Source organism: Streptomyces sp. NBC_00582 (assembly GCF_036345155.1).
GTDB lineage: Bacteria > Actinomycetota > Actinomycetes > Streptomycetales > Streptomycetaceae > Streptomyces.
The window spans coordinates 3,353,091-3,370,113 of the sequence record NZ_CP107772.1 but is presented as its reverse complement, the minus strand read 5'-3'; the positions used below and the strand labels follow the sequence as shown (position 1 = coordinate 3,370,113).

The 17,023-nt window shown below is 71.6% G+C and carries 31 protein-coding genes; all 31 read right to left on the bottom strand.

The window, feature by feature from the left end; translation table 11 throughout:
• Nucleotides 1-24: 24 nt before the first annotated feature.
• Entirely contained in the window at nt 25-513 is a 489-nt protein-coding gene (locus OG852_RS14640) for a hypothetical protein (RefSeq protein ID WP_330348174.1), read from the bottom strand.
• 9 nt (nt 514-522) lie between these two features.
• Nucleotides 523-1,029: a hypothetical protein gene (locus OG852_RS14635; protein WP_330348173.1), complete on the bottom strand. Its 507-nt coding sequence runs from the start codon at nt 1,027-1,029 to the stop codon at nt 523-525.
• Between the two features lie 7 nt (nt 1,030-1,036).
• Nucleotides 1,037-2,023 carry a phage tail tube protein gene (locus OG852_RS14630; RefSeq protein WP_330348172.1) on the bottom strand — a complete coding sequence of 329 codons (987 nt, stop codon included), beginning with the start codon at nt 2,021-2,023 and terminating at the stop codon, nt 1,037-1,039.
• A 3-nt stretch (nt 2,024-2,026) separates the two neighbouring features.
• Nucleotides 2,027-2,245, bottom strand: a complete 219-nt coding sequence (locus OG852_RS14625) for a hypothetical protein (protein WP_330348171.1) — start codon at nt 2,243-2,245, stop codon at nt 2,027-2,029.
• Nucleotides 2,246-2,271: 26 nt separating this feature from the next.
• Nucleotides 2,272-2,739, bottom strand: coding sequence for a hypothetical protein (locus OG852_RS14620; protein ID WP_330348170.1), 468 nt, complete (start codon nt 2,737-2,739; stop codon nt 2,272-2,274).
• The gene (locus tag OG852_RS14615) at nt 2,739-3,302 is read right to left on the bottom strand and encodes a head-tail connector protein (protein ID WP_330348169.1); all 564 of its coding nucleotides are present in this window, start codon (nt 3,300-3,302) and stop codon (nt 2,739-2,741) included. The genes OG852_RS14620 and OG852_RS14615 overlap by 1 nt, the downstream gene beginning before the upstream one ends.
• 9 nt (nt 3,303-3,311) lie before the next feature.
• A complete protein-coding gene (locus tag OG852_RS14610; protein ID WP_330348168.1) occupies nt 3,312-3,734 on the bottom strand; it encodes a hypothetical protein in 423 nt (140 codons plus the stop codon).
• Nucleotides 3,731-4,153 carry a hypothetical protein gene (locus tag OG852_RS14605; protein ID WP_330348167.1) on the bottom strand — a complete coding sequence of 141 codons (423 nt, stop codon included), beginning with the start codon at nt 4,151-4,153 and terminating at the stop codon, nt 3,731-3,733. The genes OG852_RS14610 and OG852_RS14605 overlap by 4 nt, the downstream gene beginning before the upstream one ends.
• Nucleotides 4,154-4,221: 68 nt before the next feature.
• Entirely contained in the window at nt 4,222-5,682 is a 1,461-nt protein-coding gene (locus OG852_RS14600) for a phage major capsid protein (protein WP_330348166.1), read from the bottom strand.
• Nucleotides 5,679-6,491, bottom strand: coding sequence for an HK97 family phage prohead protease (locus OG852_RS14595; RefSeq protein WP_330348165.1), 813 nt, complete (start codon nt 6,489-6,491; stop codon nt 5,679-5,681). Before OG852_RS14595 ends, OG852_RS14600 begins: the two co-directional genes overlap by 4 nt.
• On the bottom strand, nt 6,491-7,819 hold the full coding sequence (locus tag OG852_RS14590) for a phage portal protein (protein WP_330348164.1): 1,329 nt from the start codon (nt 7,817-7,819) through the stop codon (nt 6,491-6,493). The genes OG852_RS14595 and OG852_RS14590 overlap by 1 nt, the downstream gene beginning before the upstream one ends.
• The gene (locus OG852_RS14585) at nt 7,816-8,058 is read right to left on the bottom strand and encodes a hypothetical protein (RefSeq protein WP_330348163.1); all 243 of its coding nucleotides are present in this window, start codon (nt 8,056-8,058) and stop codon (nt 7,816-7,818) included. Before OG852_RS14585 ends, OG852_RS14590 begins: the two co-directional genes overlap by 4 nt.
• Nucleotides 8,048-8,299 (bottom strand): hypothetical protein, encoded by a 252-nt coding sequence (locus tag OG852_RS14580; RefSeq protein ID WP_330348162.1) that lies wholly within the window; start codon nt 8,297-8,299, stop codon nt 8,048-8,050. The genes OG852_RS14585 and OG852_RS14580 overlap by 11 nt, the downstream gene beginning before the upstream one ends.
• Nucleotides 8,281-9,861: a terminase gene (locus OG852_RS14575; RefSeq protein WP_330348161.1), complete on the bottom strand. Its 1,581-nt coding sequence runs from the start codon at nt 9,859-9,861 to the stop codon at nt 8,281-8,283. The genes OG852_RS14580 and OG852_RS14575 overlap by 19 nt, the downstream gene beginning before the upstream one ends.
• Nucleotides 9,797-10,084, bottom strand: coding sequence for a hypothetical protein (locus OG852_RS14570; RefSeq protein WP_330351447.1), 288 nt, complete (start codon nt 10,082-10,084; stop codon nt 9,797-9,799). The genes OG852_RS14575 and OG852_RS14570 overlap by 65 nt, the downstream gene beginning before the upstream one ends.
• A 204-nt stretch (nt 10,085-10,288) precedes the next feature.
• Nucleotides 10,289-10,729 carry an AAA family ATPase gene (locus OG852_RS14565; protein WP_330348160.1) on the bottom strand — a complete coding sequence of 147 codons (441 nt, stop codon included), beginning with the start codon at nt 10,727-10,729 and terminating at the stop codon, nt 10,289-10,291.
• Nucleotides 10,730-10,735: 6 nt separating this feature from the next.
• Nucleotides 10,736-11,101 (bottom strand): hypothetical protein, encoded by a 366-nt coding sequence (locus tag OG852_RS14560; RefSeq protein ID WP_330348159.1) that lies wholly within the window; start codon nt 11,099-11,101, stop codon nt 10,736-10,738.
• Between the two features lie 2 nt (nt 11,102-11,103).
• Nucleotides 11,104-11,295, bottom strand: coding sequence for a hypothetical protein (locus OG852_RS14555; protein ID WP_330348158.1), 192 nt, complete (start codon nt 11,293-11,295; stop codon nt 11,104-11,106).
• A gap of 7 nt (nt 11,296-11,302) precedes the next feature.
• Entirely contained in the window at nt 11,303-11,695 is a 393-nt protein-coding gene (locus OG852_RS14550) for a hypothetical protein (RefSeq protein ID WP_330348157.1), read from the bottom strand.
• Between the two features lie 26 nt (nt 11,696-11,721).
• Nucleotides 11,722-12,111, bottom strand: a complete 390-nt coding sequence (locus tag OG852_RS14545; protein ID WP_330348156.1) for a hypothetical protein — start codon at nt 12,109-12,111, stop codon at nt 11,722-11,724.
• A 2-nt stretch (nt 12,112-12,113) separates the two neighbouring features.
• Complete coding sequence (locus tag OG852_RS14540) at nt 12,114-12,404, bottom strand: HNH endonuclease (protein ID WP_330348155.1); 291 nt, start codon at nt 12,402-12,404, stop codon at nt 12,114-12,116.
• A gap of 26 nt (nt 12,405-12,430) precedes the next feature.
• A complete protein-coding gene (locus tag OG852_RS14535) occupies nt 12,431-12,934 on the bottom strand; it encodes a hypothetical protein (RefSeq protein WP_330348154.1) in 504 nt (167 codons plus the stop codon).
• Between the two features lie 162 nt (nt 12,935-13,096).
• Nucleotides 13,097-13,369 (bottom strand): MerR family transcriptional regulator, encoded by a 273-nt coding sequence (locus OG852_RS14530; RefSeq protein ID WP_330348153.1) that lies wholly within the window; start codon nt 13,367-13,369, stop codon nt 13,097-13,099.
• A 76-nt stretch (nt 13,370-13,445) separates the two neighbouring features.
• A complete protein-coding gene (locus OG852_RS14525; protein WP_330348152.1) occupies nt 13,446-14,189 on the bottom strand; it encodes a hypothetical protein in 744 nt (247 codons plus the stop codon).
• Complete coding sequence (locus OG852_RS14520; protein WP_330348151.1) at nt 14,186-14,374, bottom strand: hypothetical protein; 189 nt, start codon at nt 14,372-14,374, stop codon at nt 14,186-14,188. The genes OG852_RS14525 and OG852_RS14520 overlap by 4 nt, the downstream gene beginning before the upstream one ends.
• Nucleotides 14,371-15,075: a hypothetical protein gene (locus OG852_RS14515; protein WP_330348150.1), complete on the bottom strand. Its 705-nt coding sequence runs from the start codon at nt 15,073-15,075 to the stop codon at nt 14,371-14,373. Before OG852_RS14515 ends, OG852_RS14520 begins: the two co-directional genes overlap by 4 nt.
• A 29-nt stretch (nt 15,076-15,104) precedes the next feature.
• Nucleotides 15,105-15,353: a hypothetical protein gene (locus OG852_RS14510; RefSeq protein WP_330348149.1), complete on the bottom strand. Its 249-nt coding sequence runs from the start codon at nt 15,351-15,353 to the stop codon at nt 15,105-15,107.
• Nucleotides 15,350-15,607 carry a hypothetical protein gene (locus OG852_RS14505; protein WP_330348148.1) on the bottom strand — a complete coding sequence of 86 codons (258 nt, stop codon included), beginning with the start codon at nt 15,605-15,607 and terminating at the stop codon, nt 15,350-15,352. The genes OG852_RS14510 and OG852_RS14505 overlap by 4 nt, the downstream gene beginning before the upstream one ends.
• On the bottom strand, nt 15,604-16,242 hold the full coding sequence (locus OG852_RS14500) for a Trp family transcriptional regulator (protein ID WP_330348147.1): 639 nt from the start codon (nt 16,240-16,242) through the stop codon (nt 15,604-15,606). Before OG852_RS14500 ends, OG852_RS14505 begins: the two co-directional genes overlap by 4 nt.
• Nucleotides 16,239-16,685, bottom strand: coding sequence for a hypothetical protein (locus OG852_RS14495; RefSeq protein ID WP_330348146.1), 447 nt, complete (start codon nt 16,683-16,685; stop codon nt 16,239-16,241). Before OG852_RS14495 ends, OG852_RS14500 begins: the two co-directional genes overlap by 4 nt.
• The gene (locus OG852_RS14490; RefSeq protein WP_330348145.1) at nt 16,682-17,017 is read right to left on the bottom strand and encodes a hypothetical protein; all 336 of its coding nucleotides are present in this window, start codon (nt 17,015-17,017) and stop codon (nt 16,682-16,684) included. Before OG852_RS14490 ends, OG852_RS14495 begins: the two co-directional genes overlap by 4 nt.
• Between the last annotated feature and the right edge of the window lie 6 nt (nt 17,018-17,023).

The following is a 17,023-nucleotide window of genomic DNA, read 5'->3' as shown; positions in this document are numbered from 1 at the left end:
AGAGGCCGAACAGCGGCAGGTAGTTCAGGAAGCGGTCGGTGAAGGAGCCGTCTCCGTCGCCTCCTGCGCCGGTGCCGCCTCGGGCTGGGGCTCGGCGGGCGCCGGGGCTTTTGGGGCTGTCACGTCGGCGATCACGGCCTCGGCGCCCTCACGGTCGTAGGCCGACTCGCGCAGCTCGTCGAAGGCCTCGGCCAGGGTGTCGGGGTCGGCGCGGTACTTCTCGACGAACCCCTCGGCGTAGGCCCGCACTTCCCTCTCGTCGAGCCGGGAGTACAGGTCTCCCTCGAACGGGTCGAACTCGGCGAACCGCAAGGAGGGCTGCTCGCGCTTCTTCAGGACCCACACCACGGTGCGCATGGCGTTGAGGTCGCCCTCGCTCACGGCCTCCTTGATGTCGTTCCAGCGGGCGTCTGCCGTGCGCTCGATGATCTGGATCTCCGAGGCGCGCAGCTTCCCGCGCGCGACCTCGAAGGCCTCCTTCGTGCCGCCCTCAGGCGCGTAGACGATGATCACGTGCTGCTCCTACTCGATGCGGCGCCGCACGTCGTCGAGGATGCGGGCCACCTCTTGCTCGATACGGGGGGTGTGCTGGCGGACGACGGTGTTCCACCAGGGGGGCGAGGCGTACTGGTTGACCCAGCGCCGCTTGTTGCCGAACACCGGGTGCCGGAGGCGGCCGCTGTTCAGCTGCTCGGGGACGTTCTTCAGGTCCGGCGGCATGCGGCCCTTGTCGATCCACACCGTGGCGCCCGGGCTGGACCCGGTACGGACGCTGATGCGGATCGCCGCGGCGATCGTCTCCCTCAGCGGCTCGGTGTTCGGCGACGGGCCTCCGGGCCTGGTGCTGCGGCCCTGGCTGCGGATGTTCAGCCCGCGGATCGAGGCCTGCAGATCGTCGCGCAGGGGCTCGGCCGCGCGGCGGATACGGCGGTGCATGGACTGGCGGATGTTCTCGCCACCGGCAGCCCGCAGGCGCCGCGACAGCTCCAGCAGGCTGCCGGTGTTGAGGATCCGCACGTCGCGGGTCACGGCCCGCTCACACCGTCGTGTCGGTCGAGATGTACTCAATCTTCGGCTGGTTCGTGCCGTCGTACAGGCCGGTGTAGTTGAAGGTCGGCTTGACGACGCCGAACCCGTCGACGACCGGGGGGCCCTCGTCGAGCTTCACCGCGGGCAGGGTGATCCGGAACGTCTCGTAGAACGTGCTGGCGATCAACGGGCCGACCCACTCCAGGACCAGGGACGTGGCCGCGTCCGAGGTGTGCAGGTCGTCGAGGGTTGTGGCGACGTAGTCCGTCTCGATGTTCCCGGTGATCTTCACCTGGTCGTTCTCGATGGGCTCCTTCTTCAGCCCGGCCTGCCCGGCGTAGAACCGCTCCACATCCTGCGGGCGCTCGATCTTGCAGGACACCTTGCGGACACCGTCGAGCGCGACCTCCGAGCTGTAGGTGCCTGCCTTCGCCGTGAGCTGGGCGAAGTGGAACGGCGACATGTTCGAGTAGCTCGCGGCGGCCAGGGTCTGGCTCTCGTCGCAGTTCTTCGCGTCGATCTCGAAGCTGGCGGTGAGCATCTCGCCCACGCCGCAGGAGAACTCACCTGACGTGATCCGGCAGCCCACGAACGACTTGTCCGTGACCGTGCCCGTGGTCAGCGGCACGCCCAGCTGGATCGTGAGGGACTTGCCCGCCACCGAGGCGAGCGTGTGGGTCTGCAGATACGCCGTGGTGACGCCCTGCTGGACAGGGGTGACCGAGGTGCCCATCAGGCCCTGCAGCCACAGGCCCATGCCCTTGTTCGCGACCTCCATGTCGACCGAGCCCGCGGCCTCCTGGCGGGTCACCACCCGACGGGAGGACAGCGGCAGCAGACGCCCTGCGGCGATGCCCGCGCTCTGGGCGGTCGTCTTCTTGAGAGCGAGGCTCTCCTTGGTGAACTCGCTGAACTTCGTGGGCGCGACGAAAGTGCCGTAGGTGCTCTCGGCCGCGATGCCGAGTTGGGCACCGAGCCCGGATCCGATCGCCATGGATCAGCCCTCCGTCTTCTGCGACGCCTTGGCCGCGGTCTTCTTCAGCGGCGCCGGAGCCGCCTCGTCCTTGGGCTCCTCGATGACCTCCCAGTTCGAGGGCTGGCACGCGTAGCCCTCGAACCGCTCGTCGGGAACCTCCACGATCTCGTCGGGCTCGACGGTCCGGCCCAACTCGGGCACGGTGACCTGCTCGGGCCCCAGGTAGCGCACACGCGCCATAGCGGAACTCCTCGGGTAGGGATGGATCAGATACGGGCGCGGCAGGCGACCGTGAAGGCCAGGCCGGCGCCCGCGCCCTCCGTCATGGACTGGGACAGGTCGCCGGCGGTCACCTCGGCCCACAGCACGGTGCCGTTCAGGGTCGGCGCCTCGGGCGCGCCGTTCGTGGCGCGCAGCGCCTGCTCGACGGCCGCGACGAGCTCGAACACCTTGGCCCGGCGGAACGACATGTCCTTGTCGCCGCCGCGGGACTCGGCGTAGCAGGAGATGGCGAACATCTCGTCGCGGGTACGGGCCCCGGCCCCGTTCCACTCCTGCTGGAGCGAGACAGCGGATTCGGCATTCGGCGCCCAGCCGACGTGGATGCGGTGCCGGTCGGTGAGGTTCACCGACTCGGGCCCGTCGACGATCCGGACCTCCTCCAGCGCGGGCAGCGCACGGAGGATCGCCAGCAGCGCGTCGACGGCGGCGGGCACTCGGGAAGTGGTGGCCATCAGAGCACCGCCGGGGGCAGCTTGTACGGCTCCAGCAGTTGCAGGACCCGGAACGGGATCGCGTACCCCCAGCCCGCGATGGGCTCGTTCACGGAGGCGTCGTCGCCGCCCCCGACGCTGGACAGCCCCCGCGACGCCCCGTACTGGGTACGCCACAGGTGCTGCACCATGATCCGCGCCGCCAGGTTCAGCGTGGGCGGCACCGTGCCCCGCCCGGCGACATAGACGAACCGCAGCGGCCCGTACAGGCGCCACCCGTTCTTGCGGCGCACGGTGCCGGTCTCGCCGTCCAGGTCCAGGTCGGCCACGTCGTAGCCGGTGCCGCCGTCGAGAACGGCGGCCACGCTGGTGAGGGAGACGGCGGGGGTCTGGCGCAGGACGAGCATCCGGGCCCCGCACGCGGGCAGGTCGTGAGTCTCGGTGACGGTCCGGTTCTCGACCGGCCCGACGTGCGCCTCGATGGCAGCCGTGACGCCGTCGACGTACACCTGCAACTCGTCGTCGGAGCCGATGCCGTCGATGTCGAGCTGGGCCTTGGCCTCGGCCAGTGTCAGCAGCGCCACGCCCGCCTCCTAGGTCCGGGAGACGGGCAGGACGTTCGGGAACCCGAGCACGATCGTGGCCCCGTAGATGCCGCCGGTGGCGCCCGGGGTGACCGTGGTCACCGCGCGCAGGTAGCGCTTGGTGCCCGTGTAGCCGACCTCGTAGAGGGTGTCGTCGTTGGCGGCCGCGATCGACGGCAGGGACCCCTGCACGTCGCCCGACGCCGCGGCCGCCCAGCTCGAGTTGTCGTCCGACACTTCGAGGGTGATGGCGTGGGTCCCGTCGGTGATCGTGCCGGTGTGGACCAGCAGCATCGCCGAGGCGAACCACTCGTTCGCGCCGGACGCCCCCGACAGCTGCCGGTCCACGGCCGTGCCGTTGGCGGTGGCGTTGCGGGTCGCGATCGCCAGCGTGGCCTTCGCCCTGGTGTGGTTGTAGACGGTGCGCTTCACTGCGCGCCCTCCTTCTGCTCTCGCTCCTTGCGGGCGAGGAGCGGGCCGCCGGGGGTGAGGATGGTCGTGCGAGCCTTGCCGTCGGACTCGGCTTGCAGCACGCGCTCGGCTTCGTGCAGATCGGCGGTCTCCAGGTACGCGAGGACCTGCGGGGCGGCATGCTCGGCCGGGTCGAACGGCTTCTCGCCGTCCGGGTCGACGGGCTCCTGGTCGTCGTCCTCGTCCGGCTCCTGGTCGTCGTCCGCGCTCGGCTGCGGGGTGTCAGACGGCTGGTAGGCGGGGGCGGCGGCTTGCGGGATGACGACGGCCTCGAAGAGTTCCTCCCGGTCCTCGAGGACCGGATCGTGCGGGGCGATGAGATCGCCCTTGACGATGTGCCGGTTGCCCGGCGCCCAGAACGTTTCCTTCGCTCGATACATCTCTGCTCCTGGAACAGGAGCGGGCGCGGCCGCCAGGAGGACGGCCACGCCCGCAGGGTGGGTGGGGATCAGGTGATGTCCAGGAGCCGGAACGCGTCGGCGTTGACGACGTCCGAGCCGACCCGCCAGTAGGCGAACCAGCCGGCCTCACCGGTAGGACGACCGTTGGCGCCCTTGACCAGCGGCTCGTAGACCATGGTCATGCCGACCCGGTCGACGATGTAGAAGTTGCGGAAGTCGCCGAGCAGCAGCGAGTAGTTCTCGGCGCCGGCGTTGATGACACCGTCCATCGCGGACGCCTCGTAGATCGGGGCGCCGAGCAGCTGCTCGGGCTGCCCCATCCCGAGGTTGGCCCAGAACGAGGAGCCTCCCGCCGTGTCGAACTGACGGGTCTTGTTGATGATCGGCTTCGCGGCCATCCACGACGGCGAGCCGGTGACGCGGTAGCGCGGCGGCAGCGCCTGCTCGACGGCGTACACGTCGGCGACCGCGTAGGTGTCGGTGGACGCCGAGTTGACGACCGAACCGCTGACGGCCGACACCGCGGTGATGACGCCCTTCGGCTGCGTGGTGCCGTTGCCGGTGGCGAACGCGGTGGCCTCGAGCCGGTCCTTGGCGTCCGCCAGGAGCGGCCCGACCTCCGCGCCGAACCCGGAGTCGGCCAGGACCTCGAAGGACCCCTGGACCCACGCCGCAGCCTTCTTCGGCGTGATCGACGGCTGCGCGAACGACGGGGAGGCGTCGGCGGCCTGGCTGGCCTCGGCGAGCCACTCCGCCGTCACACCGGCGGAGCTGACGCCGTTCCACGTGTCCGTCGTGATGGTCTTGATGGTGGACACCTGACGGAACGGGTTCGCGCTGCCCGCGTTCGTCAGGATGATCGTCGGGTCGAGGGTGAACGGAACGAGGAAGCCGCCCGCCGAGTCCGTCAGGGTCATGGCCCGGCGGTGTGCCTCGGCCATCCGGTACGCGGCCGCCTCGTCGCCCTCCAGCAGCGCCGCGTTGCCGCCGTTGCCCAGCAGCTCCTCGAACGCCCGCATGTAGGACTCGGAGCCGGTCAGCAGCAGGTGCTGGGCGATCCGGCCGCGCCGGTCCGACCGCACGAGCCTCTCGGCCCGCTCCTGCTGCTCCGCGCTGATCAGCTCGCCCGCGAGCTCCACCGCGTACAGGGCGCGGCTGCGCAGGTCGGCGACCACGGTCCGGTCGTGGACGTTCGCCCCCCGCACCCGGTCGAGCTCCTCGTACGGGTTGCCGCGGTGCCGCAGGAACCCGGGCCCTTCGTGGCCCGGCCCGCCCTCCTGACCGCCCGGGGTAAGCGCGGCCGCGCGAACGGCGTCGACCCGCCGCTCGTGCTCGACCTGCTCGTTGTAGGCCTGCTGGGTGGTGTCGAACGTGCCGAGGAGCTCGGTCGCCCGGGAGGCCTGCTCCTCGGTCGGCTCCTCGACCTCTTCGAGCTCCAGGAGCTCGGTGCGGATCGACTCGAGCTGCTCCTTGAGCTTGTCGCTCTTCTTCGCCTTCTTCGTGGTCACGGGGCCCTCCTGGCCTTGATCTCCGCACGGACCTTGGCCCATGCGATCTTCTGCCGAGCGGAGTGCCCTGCGGGCGGTTCCTCGGCGGCGGGGCCCGGGGTGGGGTCGCCGGCGGGCGGCGGGCCTGCCGGAGGCTCGCCCGGGGGCGTCTCCAGCGGGGTGCCGGTCCGAAGCATCTCGACGAGCTGCTCGCGCTCGTCGGGGTGAAGGTGGGCGAGCAGGCGAGCGGCCTGCTCGGCGCGTACGCCGATCACGGCGGCGTCGGGGTACGCGGGGAACGGAGTGGGCCCGTACTCCCGCAGGGCGACCTCCTGGCGCCGCACGGTGCGCAGGTTGCCGCCGCTGTCGGGCCGCCAGCCGCCGCGCGGCGGCCGGCCCGGGTCGGAGCGCAGGAACCCGCCGCTGAACGACTGCGCGGTGATGGAACCCTCGCGGATGTTCTCCAGGACCTCGTCAGCCAGCTCGGTGCGGTTGTAGCGGGTCACGGTCAGCAGGCCGCGGTTGTCGGCCTTGATGTCGACCGGGGCACCGATCGGCATGGCCCCGCGCTCCGACGGCGTACCGAACAGGGTCCGGCCGTGGTTGTACAGGACTCCCACGCGCCAGTTCGTACGGCTGCCTGCGGGGGCGAGCTGGTTCAGGGTGCGGTCGAATGCCCTGCGGTCGATGACCTCGTTGTAGTGGCCGTCCTGGTCGCGGATCGTCGTCGGGGTGTCGAACACCGCGGCGTACGCCTCGACGGTGCGGCCGTCCCCGCCGGCTCGGACACGGATGTCCTCCAGCGGGAAGCTGCGGATGAACGGTTCCATCACGCCTCCTCGGTGGGCTGTGCGGCGGGGGTGGGCTGCCCGGAGCCTGGCTTCTGTAGCTGGACGGAGTACAGGCCGGTGTGGCGCAGCAGAGCGAAGTCGTCAGCCTCGACAGCGGCGATCACGGACTTGGGTTCGAAGCCTGCGTCCATCAGCTGCCGGATCGTGCGGCTCTTCACGCCCTGGATCTCGGCGGCGTCCTTGCTGTCCTCGCGCAGGAACGCGACGTCGCGCTCGTCGTACCAGAGCTCGGCGCCGGCGGGGACGTCGATCAGGGTGGACAGGGCGCCGGCGGCCTCGCGCCACAGGGGGCGCATGGTGGCGTCGGCGAACCTGCGCCTCGCCGCGGTGTAGTTGCCGGCGTTCAGCGAGGATCCGGCGAGGCCCTCGGAGAACCCGACGATCGCCGGGGGCACGCCGGCCGCGGCCGCGAGGCGGGACTCACCGGCGCCCTGGGTGACCTTGAAGTCCAGCTGGTGCAGATCCTTGCCCGCGATCGTCACATCGGCGCCACCGCCCAGGTAGAGCGTGCGGTAGGCGTTGTCGAGGCCGACGTGCGCAGCCTCCATCGCGGCCTTGAACTTGGCGAACTTGTCGGGGCCGATCTCCTTGTCGTACGACACGATGATCTGCGGCATCGCGCCGTTCTCGAAGAACTTCAGCTTGTGCGACGTCGCCGCACTGTCGGCGGTAATGTCCCGCACCACCGGCGTCAGCCACGACATCCCCCGGAAGTGGTACTCCGGATCCGGGATCGGAGCGAAGTGCGCGACCTGCTCGGGCAGCAGGAACACGGGATCGTCCCAGTTCCCTTGCGGGGCGTAGGCGTACCCGACCAGGTCGCCATCGATGGCGTCGCCCGACAGGGACGGCTCCTCTTCCGAGCCGGTGACGATGATCGTCCAGTCCGGCCGCATCCGCTTCAGCCGACCGGGGTTGTAGTTCGTGATGAACCCGTTCCCGTTGAGGTCGCCGTCCTGGATGAATCGGGACAGCAGCTTGCCCGTCGTGCCGCCCGCCCAGGGCGTCTCGAGCAGGCTCAACGCCGGTGTTCCGAACAGCTCGCCCGGGCGGCCGTTGCGGATCTGCCGGAACTGGAACCTTGCCTCGGAGAACACCAGCTGACGCACCAGCATCAGGGCGAACACCGGCCCGTTGCGCTTGTAAGCGAAGCGGACCGCGGCCTCGAAGTCCCAGGCGCTGGAGCGCTCCTCGCCGCCCGCCGGGCGGCCCATCCCGAAGTAGGTGTTGCCGTTCACCGACCAGGACGCGTCATCGAGCGCCGAGGCCAGGTCGAAGCGCCTGAAAGCGCGCTGAAGGAGGTTCACGTCTTCTTCGCCTCCTCGCGCCGGTCTTCGAGGAGAGCGACCGTCAGGCCGGGCGGTGAGGCCTGCCACGCGGTCACCTGGTAGGTGACCTGGTCCCCGATGATGATCCGGTCGCCGTTCACCCGCAGCGCGTGGCCGCAGGCGTCGGCGAGGACTTCGAGCGAGATGCATGTCAGCCGGGGCGCGTTCGTCACCCGGAAACCGCCGGGAATCTTCTCGATCGTCAGATCACCGTCCACCGTCGGCTCCCCTCTCCTCGACGTCGACCAGAAGCAGGAAGGAGGCAGCCGCCACGGCGCCTCCGAGCATCAGCCCCCAGGCGGTACCGAACTGCATGCCGGCGCCGGTGGAGGCGGTCAGGCAGCCGCCGGCGTAGCCCAGCCGCGACCACGTCAGGGCTCTCACAGCCCGTACGCCCTGCGGCCAGCGCCTGACGGCGGCCGCGGCCTGGCGCACGCGCTTCATCCGTACATCGCCCACGGTTCGGGCTCCTCCTCCGGCTCCTCGACCTCGGCGGTCAGCCCCCACTTGGCGAGGGTCGCCGCCACCAGCGGGCTGATGTCGACCGAGACGATCCGCCTCGCCCACGCCCAGGCGTCGCCGAGCTCACGCTTCTGGGCGCCCGCCAGCGCCGTCGCCATGGGCGGCTGGTCCAGGTGGGACAGCTTCGCCTCGAGGACGGCGTCGTAGAACTGGCCGCAGGCGTTGACGACGTCGCGGGTCTTCGTCTGCACGATCGGGGCCAGGAGACGCGGGTCGTCGTCCTCGTCCTCAGCCTCGGGGTCGGCCTTCAGCGCGTCCTTCAGGTCCGGAATCAGGGAGCCGGCCGGGCTGCCCGGGTCGATGACCCAGCACCGCGGCCCCCACTTCTGCGTGAGGTCCCGGGCCCGCTCCTTGAACCACCCCGTACCGGGCCGGTTCTCGACGACCTCGACGTGCGTCCCGCCCCGCCAGGGGCCGGCCACCGCGATGGACACGTGCGTCCGTTCGGGCGTCATGTCGACGGCGAACGCCACCGGGTCCTCGGGGGCCGACTCGGCGGCCGCCAGGGACCGCCAGGCCTCCTCGCCGATGACCTGCCAGGTGTCGGCCTCGTCCGAGGGGTAGTCGCCCACGCCGAGCCGCTCACGGGCGTACAGGGCGTCGCCCATCGTCAGCCTCCGGTGCATGCTCTTGTCGACCTGCAGCCGGTAGCCGACCGCCGGGTTGGACTTCAGCAGGGACTCCACCGAGGCGATGTCGTCGTGCTTGTCACAGCCTTTGGGGCACTCGGTCACGTGCGGCACGATCGACCACTCGAAGTAGGCCAGCACCGGGTCGGGCACACCGGCCTCGATGGCCGCGAGGGCCCGTCGGCGCAGGCGGCCCATCTGCTGCGAGGGCGCGCCGATGCCGGCGCTTCCCAGGTACCACAGCTGACTGTTCTCGACGGCGTCCGAGGTGGGCGCCAGCGCGGACATGGCGTCGTCGCCGAGGATCATGCACTCGTCGAAGATCACGCAGTCGGCGGTGAAGCCGCGGCCGGAGCCGCGCGAGCGGGCGATGTACTTCAGCTCGCGCCCGTCGTGGAGCTCGATGCCCTCACGCCCGACGGTCTTGTGGAACGCCTTGACGCGTTTGAGCAGGTCAGGGCATGCGCGGATGAGGCGCTCGATGCGCTTCATCGTGTTCGTCGTGGTCTTGAACTCGTGGGCGGAGACGAGGATCTGCTTCTCGCCGCCGATGAACAGGCCCCACAGCACCCGGGCTTCGAGAATCGCGCCCTTGCCGTTCTGGCGGGGCACGTTGACGCAGACCTCTTCGGCCGCCCAACTGCCGTCGGGCTTCTCCCCCATGGCGACGCGCAGCACGTGCTGCTGCCAGGGGTCGAGCTTGAGCCCAGCCTTGCGCGCGAGGTCGATGGCCTCCTGGCCCGCGCTCGTCACCGACGGGGGCGCGGCCTGGATCGGCGGGACCTGCCGGCCGTAGACGCGGGTGTCAGCCGTCGGCGGCCCGTTCTCGGGCAGCGGCCCGGCGCTTGTCCCGCTGAGCGGTGATCTCATCGACGGTGTCTCCCTCCGAGACGACCGGCGCCAGCGCACGCAGCTCGCGCATGACGGCGCGCAGCTCGCGGGCGGCGACGGCCTTGGCGGCGGGGTTCTTCGCGGAGGCGTCGACGGCCCGGGCGAGGCTGAGGGCGAGGGCCGTCATGCCGGGGGAACGATCTTCGACGTGGAGCGAGTGGATCTCGTCCTTGATCGCGGAGGCGACGACACCCAAGATCATCACCGCCCGTCACGCTGAGTGATGTCACTCTGAGTGACGCCACTAAAACGGTCGAACCGAGTTCGCGTGAATAGATCTTGAAAATTGGCCGCGCAAAAAATCGGGCGACAAGGGCGTTTGGGTCGCCCGGCCCTTCGATCCCCGTCGGGGAACCGCCCCCCTCCCCTCGGCGGCGAGGGCATGATCACGATCGGGGGCGGGTGACTACCAGTGCCGGGAGGCCTGGGGCATCGGGCCAGGGGCGGAGGAAGCCGGCCGCTGGCCGTACCAGCGTGACGCGACCCGGCGCATCTCTGGGTCACGCATCGCTGCGATGCGCTCCATGACGATGTCGCGGCCCGGGTCGACGGTCACGATCTGAGCATCGAGGCGGGCGTACCGCGCCAGCCACTTGGCGCTCGGCATCGTGTGGATCAGGTAGATGCCGACCTCGTCCCGGTGGGCGAAGGCTTCTTCCATGGCGGCGTACCGGGCGCGGTGGGCCACCCGCAGGACGGTGGGGTCCTGGTTCCACTGCGGGGCGCCAGGGGCCGTGAGGGCGCGCGTGATGCGGTCGAGGTCGATGACGATGTCACGGCCCGTGGCGTGCGCCTCGACCCAGCTGGACTTGCCCGCGGCCGGCGGGCCGGTCACGACGTACAGCACGGTGAGTCACCGCCCGTGGACCGGGCTGCGGCCCTCTTCCTTCAGCCCACGGCGGACCTCGGCCAGCAGCTCCTGGCGGTCGCTCACACTGCTGTGCACCTGGGTATGCACGCTTGTCGGTACCGGGCCAGGGGTGAGCGCGGCGGCTACGCGGGCCCATGCGCGGGCGAAGGTCATGGCCCGGGCGGCTTCCTTGCGGTAGGCCGTTGCGATGCCGGGCCACCCTTGCCGGTGGCGCTCGTGCTCGACCACGTGGTCGGCCTGGTCCTCGGCTGCCTGTGCCTTGGCCATCCAGGTGTAGGCGTAGGCCTGGGCTTCGGCGTGCCTCTGTGCTGTCTCGAGGGCGGCGGCTTCCTCGGGGGTTATGGCCATGGTCACCTCCGGTGACGGCACCAGGTGTTGCCGCAGTCGATGATGTCGGGATTGCGGAACGCGTCGGCCAGGCTGGCGGGTGCCGGGCCGGGCTCCATCCCGGCGGCCTCCTCCAGCTGGCGCGTGCGGGTGTACGACGCCCGGTCGTGGGCGTCGCAGCGTCGTGCGATGCGGCGCAGCAGGCCGTCGAGCATGCTGCTCTCACCGCCCTGCGGCTGTGCTGATGCCCTCTTCCCCGAGGGCGTGGAGGACCTCGCCGAGGAGCTCTGGGCGGTCACCCAGGCGGCTGTGCAGCTCGGCGTGCACGGTGGTCGAGGCCTGCGCGGTGGCGAGGGCGCCAGCGACGCGGGCCCACATCTCGGCGAGCTTGAGGGCCTCGGTGGACCGTACGCCGTGGAACTGGGCGAGGTGGCGGGCCTCGGTCATGGGCTCGCGCAGGTAGGCCTTGCCGGCGAACCTGCGGGCCTTGTCCTCGTGTTCGATGGCAGTGTCGTACTCGGTCTCGGCGCGTTCGGCCCAGCCGAGGGCGAAGGTCTGGGCGCGGCGGTGCTGCTCGGCCCGCCACTCTGTGTGGTCGGGGCGGGGGTTGCTCACGGTCACCTTGCTCTCCGGTTCGTCTGTCAGAGAGGTGGCACGTACCGAGGTGCCTCGGTGAGCCCCTTCTCTGCGAGGGCCACGCGTAGGACCTCGGTCATGGGGACGTCGACTGACTCGGGGGTGAGCGTCGGCTCGTCGACTAGGCCAGTCCAGACGGGGCGGACGTCCGTGCCGTCGATGGTCTCCACGCGGATGGGGTTGTGGCTGGTCTCGATTTCGACGACGGAGACGTTCTGTGTGATGGCCGGCACGAGGTGCTCGCGGACGAGGGCGACGAGCGGGAAGTCGAGCTGGGGCCAGTCGATGCCCTCGCTGTCGCACCAGTCCATCCAGGCGTCGGGAGTGTCGCCGTCGTTGAAGCCCCACTTCGACAGCAAGCTCCGGCTGAACAGCGTCAGGGTCTGCGCGGTCACCCTCACCACCTCCGCGAGGACCGTACCGGCTGTCGCTGGGCGTCGGTGCGGTTGCCGCGGGCGCTGTTGCAGCGGCGGTGCGCTGAGCGGGCGTTGGCGGGGTCGAGGAGGTGGCCGCCTCGGGAGAGTGGCTGTGCGTGGTCGAGGGTGAAGCCCCAGGGGCTGCGTTGTGCGTCGCGGCCGGTGAGGCTGTAGTCGATCTCGCGGCCGCACCACCAGCAGGGCAGGCCGAGGGCGCGTTGGGCGCGGCAGAGGTCGCGGTAGGGGCGCCCGTTGCGGGGGTTGCTGGGCACGGGCGCCTCCTTGCGTACGGGGACGGTCAGGGCGTGGCGTCGATCAGCTCCTGCGTGACCTGGTCGACGGCCTGGGTCATCTCGTCGTCGGTGAGGTCGCCGCAGGCGCCGTATCCGGCGGTGGCGTCGATGTCGCCCGTGGAGTCGAGGAGTTCGGTCTTGATCCAGTCTCGGCAGTCGTCCGTGAGCTGGAGGCCGGTGTCGGTCGGGACGGGGACGGGGTCGACGCTCTTCAGCGCATCCTCGGCGGCCTGGTCGGCCTGGTCGCTCGCCAGCCACTCCTTCGTGACCTCCCCGGCGAGGCGCTGGGCGGTCGCGTCGTCGACGCCGGCGCACGCGGCGGGCCGGGCGGCGGTGGGCAGCGGGCTTGCGGTGTTCGCGAAGGCGCTGGCCATGCCGTCGCCGAGTTGCTTGGCCATGGCGGCCTTGCACGCCGCGGTGTCGGCCTTGCCGCTGGAACCGGCCGAGCTACAGCCGGTGAGGACGGTGAGGCCGAGCAGGAGCGCGGCGGCGGTTGTGCGGGTGTGCATGGTCCCCCCAAGGACGTCGTGGTGCCGGTGGGCATCATCCCGAGGGGCGTGGGCGCGGGGGTTCGGCTGTGACGAGGTTGTGACGGTGGGCCCGCTGCCCGGGCGCTGTCCGTACGACCGGGAGTGCCTCGGGCTCCTGGTGTAGGTCCCGGGCAGCGGGGGTCAGGTGGGGTTGAGGGCCAGCGCTGGGTTGAGGGCTATGTCGCGGGTGGCGCGCTCGGCGTCGGCGAGGTCGTCGCGGTGGTACAGCGGGCGTCCTCGGTGGTCGAGGTCACGGGGCGTGAGGCGCCCGCGGTGGCGCCATTGGCGGATGGCTCCGGGGCTGACGTGGGCGGCGCCGTCGAACAGGGCGCGCCAGTGGGTGGCGAGGAGCGCGGCTTCCTGGGTGGTGAGGAGCCTGCCGGGTGCGTAGTCCTTCGGGTGCGTGGTGCTCACCCCCTCTGGCGGCATGGGAAAGCCCCTGGTGGTGGGGCCAGGGGCTTTCGAACACACGTGTGGCGCTGACTCAGTGTTACGCGGTCTGGCGATCTTTGTCCAGCGAGCTGAGTAGCGCGGCGGTGTGCTGGTCGTACTCGGCGGGCGTGAGGCTGTGTCCGCAGGCCTTGCAGGTGATGCGGTCCTGGCCGTCGACGGAGACCAGTCGGTAGGTCTGGCAGGCGGGGCAGGGAGCTTCGCGGGGGTGGGTGCGGGGCTCGGTGTGGGTGATCCGGCGGATGCGGCGGAGGAGGGCGCCGAGCTGGCGGTGGAGCTCGGCGGCCGCGGGGAGGGTGACCGCGTACGGGACGTATGCGGTGAGCCAGGCGCACCAGTGGGTGATGGTCTGGCCGTGCCGGGGCACCGCGCGATCGCAGGGCAGCACGTACAGGGTGGCGGCGGGGTCACGGTCGGGGTGCCAGCCGACGCTCGGGTAGCCGTAGGCAATGACTCCGGCCCAGGCGGCGAGGAACGGGCCGATGGGGACCGTGGTGTCGGTGTCGTCGCCGGGGTCGCCGACGGGGCCAGCATGGCCGGGGCCGAGGAGGACCAGGGCGCGGACGTCGACGGGCAGCGGCGAGTGCGCGCGGCCTGACCCGCCGCGGCCCTGGCCCGGGGCGCCGGCGGGAGCGAGCGCCTCGGCCAGGAGCACGACCTGCCCGGGGATCTCGGCGAGCCAGCCGCGGACGTCGTCAGCGCACAGCGGGCACAGGTGGTGCCCGTCGGGCGCGAGGCGGCGGCACGCCCCGCAGATACCGGCGGCCGGCTTGTCTCTGGTCACAGGTAGCTCCCGGCGAGGGGGACGGTGGCGAGGGTGCGGTGCTGGATGCGGCGGCCCTGGCCCCACAGGTCGTGGTGGTCGCGGACCCGGGTCCGGCGGGGGCGGAGGGCGCAGTGGCAGGGCTCTCCGGGCTGCCGTGTGGCGGGGATGAAGTGGCCGCTGGCGCAGCGCGGTCGGCTCGTCATGGCTGCGTTCCGTGGCCGGGGTCGTCCGCCTCGCGCTCGGCCGCTCGGCGTTCGAGGAGTCCGCGGAGGTGGTCCTGGGCGTGGGTGATGGTGTCGGCGAAGCGCTGGAGTGCTTCGGGGGTGGAGTCGTGGTCGATGATGGCGAGGGCGCAGCCGAGGAGCTCGGCGACGTAGCAGCGCGGCAGGATGACGGTGATCTCCTGGGGCGGGCCGTCGGGGACCTGGTAACCGCGGAAGCGGGCGACGAAGGCGAAGTCTCCGTGCTCGCACCACGCGCCGGCGGTGACGGCGAGCGGGCCGCCCCTGGCGATGAACGGCTTGATGGCCTGCCGCTCGAGGGGCGGCGTGTGCGTCGTACGGACGTTCTGCCACAGCTCGTGCGCCTCAGCGCGGCATACGGCGCACATACCGTTGTGGCGGGTGTCGGCGCCGCAGCCCTGGCAGGCGGTGAAGGGCCGGGACTCGGGGATGTCGCGGCCGCGCATGTGGTCGACGCACACCGTGCACAGGCCCGCAGGCAGCTGCTCGGTGGCGGGGTCGATCTCGGTGGGCGGCTGGCCGCGGACGACGGCCAGGTGGAAGCACGCGGTGGGGAGGAGCGCGCCGGGCTCCGGCGGCCCGAAGAGGGTGGGGAAGAGGTGGCTGGCGTACGGGTCCGCGGTTGCGTAGGGGCTGTAGGGGTTCGGTGCGGCGATGCTCATGGTCGTTCTCTCCGGCGGGTGACTGGCGGTCATTCGTACTGGCGGGTAGGGGTGGCCTCTCGCGCGCGGGCGTGCGCGCGCAATCGCAGGCGCGCAATCGCAGGCGCGCGCCCGCGCGCGAGGCGGATGCGGCGCGCGGTGGTCTCGGTGAGGTTGACGAGGGCGACGACGGCGAGGGCGAGGAGGGTGATCCCGAGGAGGGCGGACGCGGCGAGGGCGAGGAGGCCTGGGGCGTCGGGATGGTCGGGGCAGAAGCGGCCGGGCTCGCAGCTGGTCATCGGGGATCCCTGGGGTCGTGGTCGTCGAGGGCGAAGATGGCGTTGCAGGTGTTGAGGTCGAGGCTGGCCTGGTACGCGCGTGCGGCCTGTTCCTCGCGGCGCTCTCGGCGCTCGCACCGCCATGCGCTCAGGCGGTCGTATGCGCGGAGGAGGAAGACGCCGATGCCGTAGCCGACGGCGAGGACCAGGGCGACGGCGAGGACTCCGCCGGCGCCGCCGAGGGCGGAGACGATGAGGACCTGGCGCGGCGTCATGAGGCGTCCGGCCCGAAGATCGCGGCGAACTGTTCGTCGAGCAGCTGCTCGGCGTGGCGGAGACGCTCGTCGACGAGGTGGGCGCCGGCGAGGCACTCGGGCTGGTTGCAGGTGCGGGTGACCAGCCCTTCAGGGGTGCGGCCGTGGTGGGCCTTGAAGACGGCGTGGCGGGCGTTGTAGCGGCGGCCGCCGGCCCAGAGGATCGGGAGCATTCCGGCCCGGGGGCCGGTCCAGAAGGCGTGTCCGTCGTCGTGGGTGTCGAGGTGCTGCGCGATGGTCTGGGCGATGGTGCGGGGGCGGCGTGAGGCGGGCTGGGCAGGGATGCCGAGGACGCGCCGGACGCGGGTGATGGTGTGCACGTTGGTGCCGGTGGCCGCGGTGATCTCCCGGTAGGTGGCGCCGTCGCGGAGCATTGCTGCGACCTGCGGGTAGCGCCTTTCCGCTGCGGCGCGCTGCTCGTCGGGGGTGAGCCGCTGGGTCTGGTTCGGGCCGGGCTCGAGGTCGAGGGTCGCGCGGACGAGGGCGATGCTGCCGCTGCCGACGTGCAGGGTGCTTCGGATCTCCTCGTAGGTGGCGCCGTCGCGGAGCATGGCGGCGATCTGCTCCTGCGTGGCCGCCGGCCTGCGGGGGCTCATGAGGTGGCCCTGGGGAGGATCCTGGCGAGGACGGCGTCGGCGTCGCGGATGACGCGGTCGGCGAGGTGCGGGCCCGCGATGCATCCCGGCCGGCCGCAGCTGGCGGTGACACGGCCGAGAGGGGCGCGGCCGTGGTGGGCCTTGAAGGCTTCGTGGCGGCCGTTGTAGCGGCGGCCGTTGGCCCACAGCTCGGGGTTGCCTCTGGCGTGGGGGCCGGTCCAGCGGACGTGTCCGTCCTCGCAGGCCTCGCTGTTGAGGGCGAGGACCTCGGCGACGGTCCGGTGCTTCTTCCACCGGTCCGGGGTGGGGATGCGGTGGTCGCGGCGGACCTGGGAGATGGTGCCGCGCGAGCAGCCGTACGCCGCGTGGATCTCCCGGTAGGTGGCGCCGTCGCGGAGCATCGCGGCTATGCCGTCGATGTCCGCCGGCCTGCGGGGGCTCATCGCCGCCACCAGGGGGCGGGGCGGACGCCGCGGCGCTGGCGGGGCGCGGCCGCGCGGGACGGGCGGGGTGCGGGTACGGGGCAGGTCGCGACATGGGGCATGTGGAGGACTTCGGCGTGCTCGGGGGTGGGGCGTTCGCGGTCGAGCTGGCGGGCGATCCATCGGCCGGTGTGGTCCTGGTGCACGGCCTGGTTGCCGTTGGGGTTGCGCTCGGGGTCGACGGCCCGGGTGACTTTGTTCTCGGCGGTGAGGCAGTAGATGACGGCCTGGTGGCATCTGGTGCAGGTGCCGGGCCCGTTGTGCGGGGCGGGGCGCGGGGGCGGGAAGGACATCGGGGG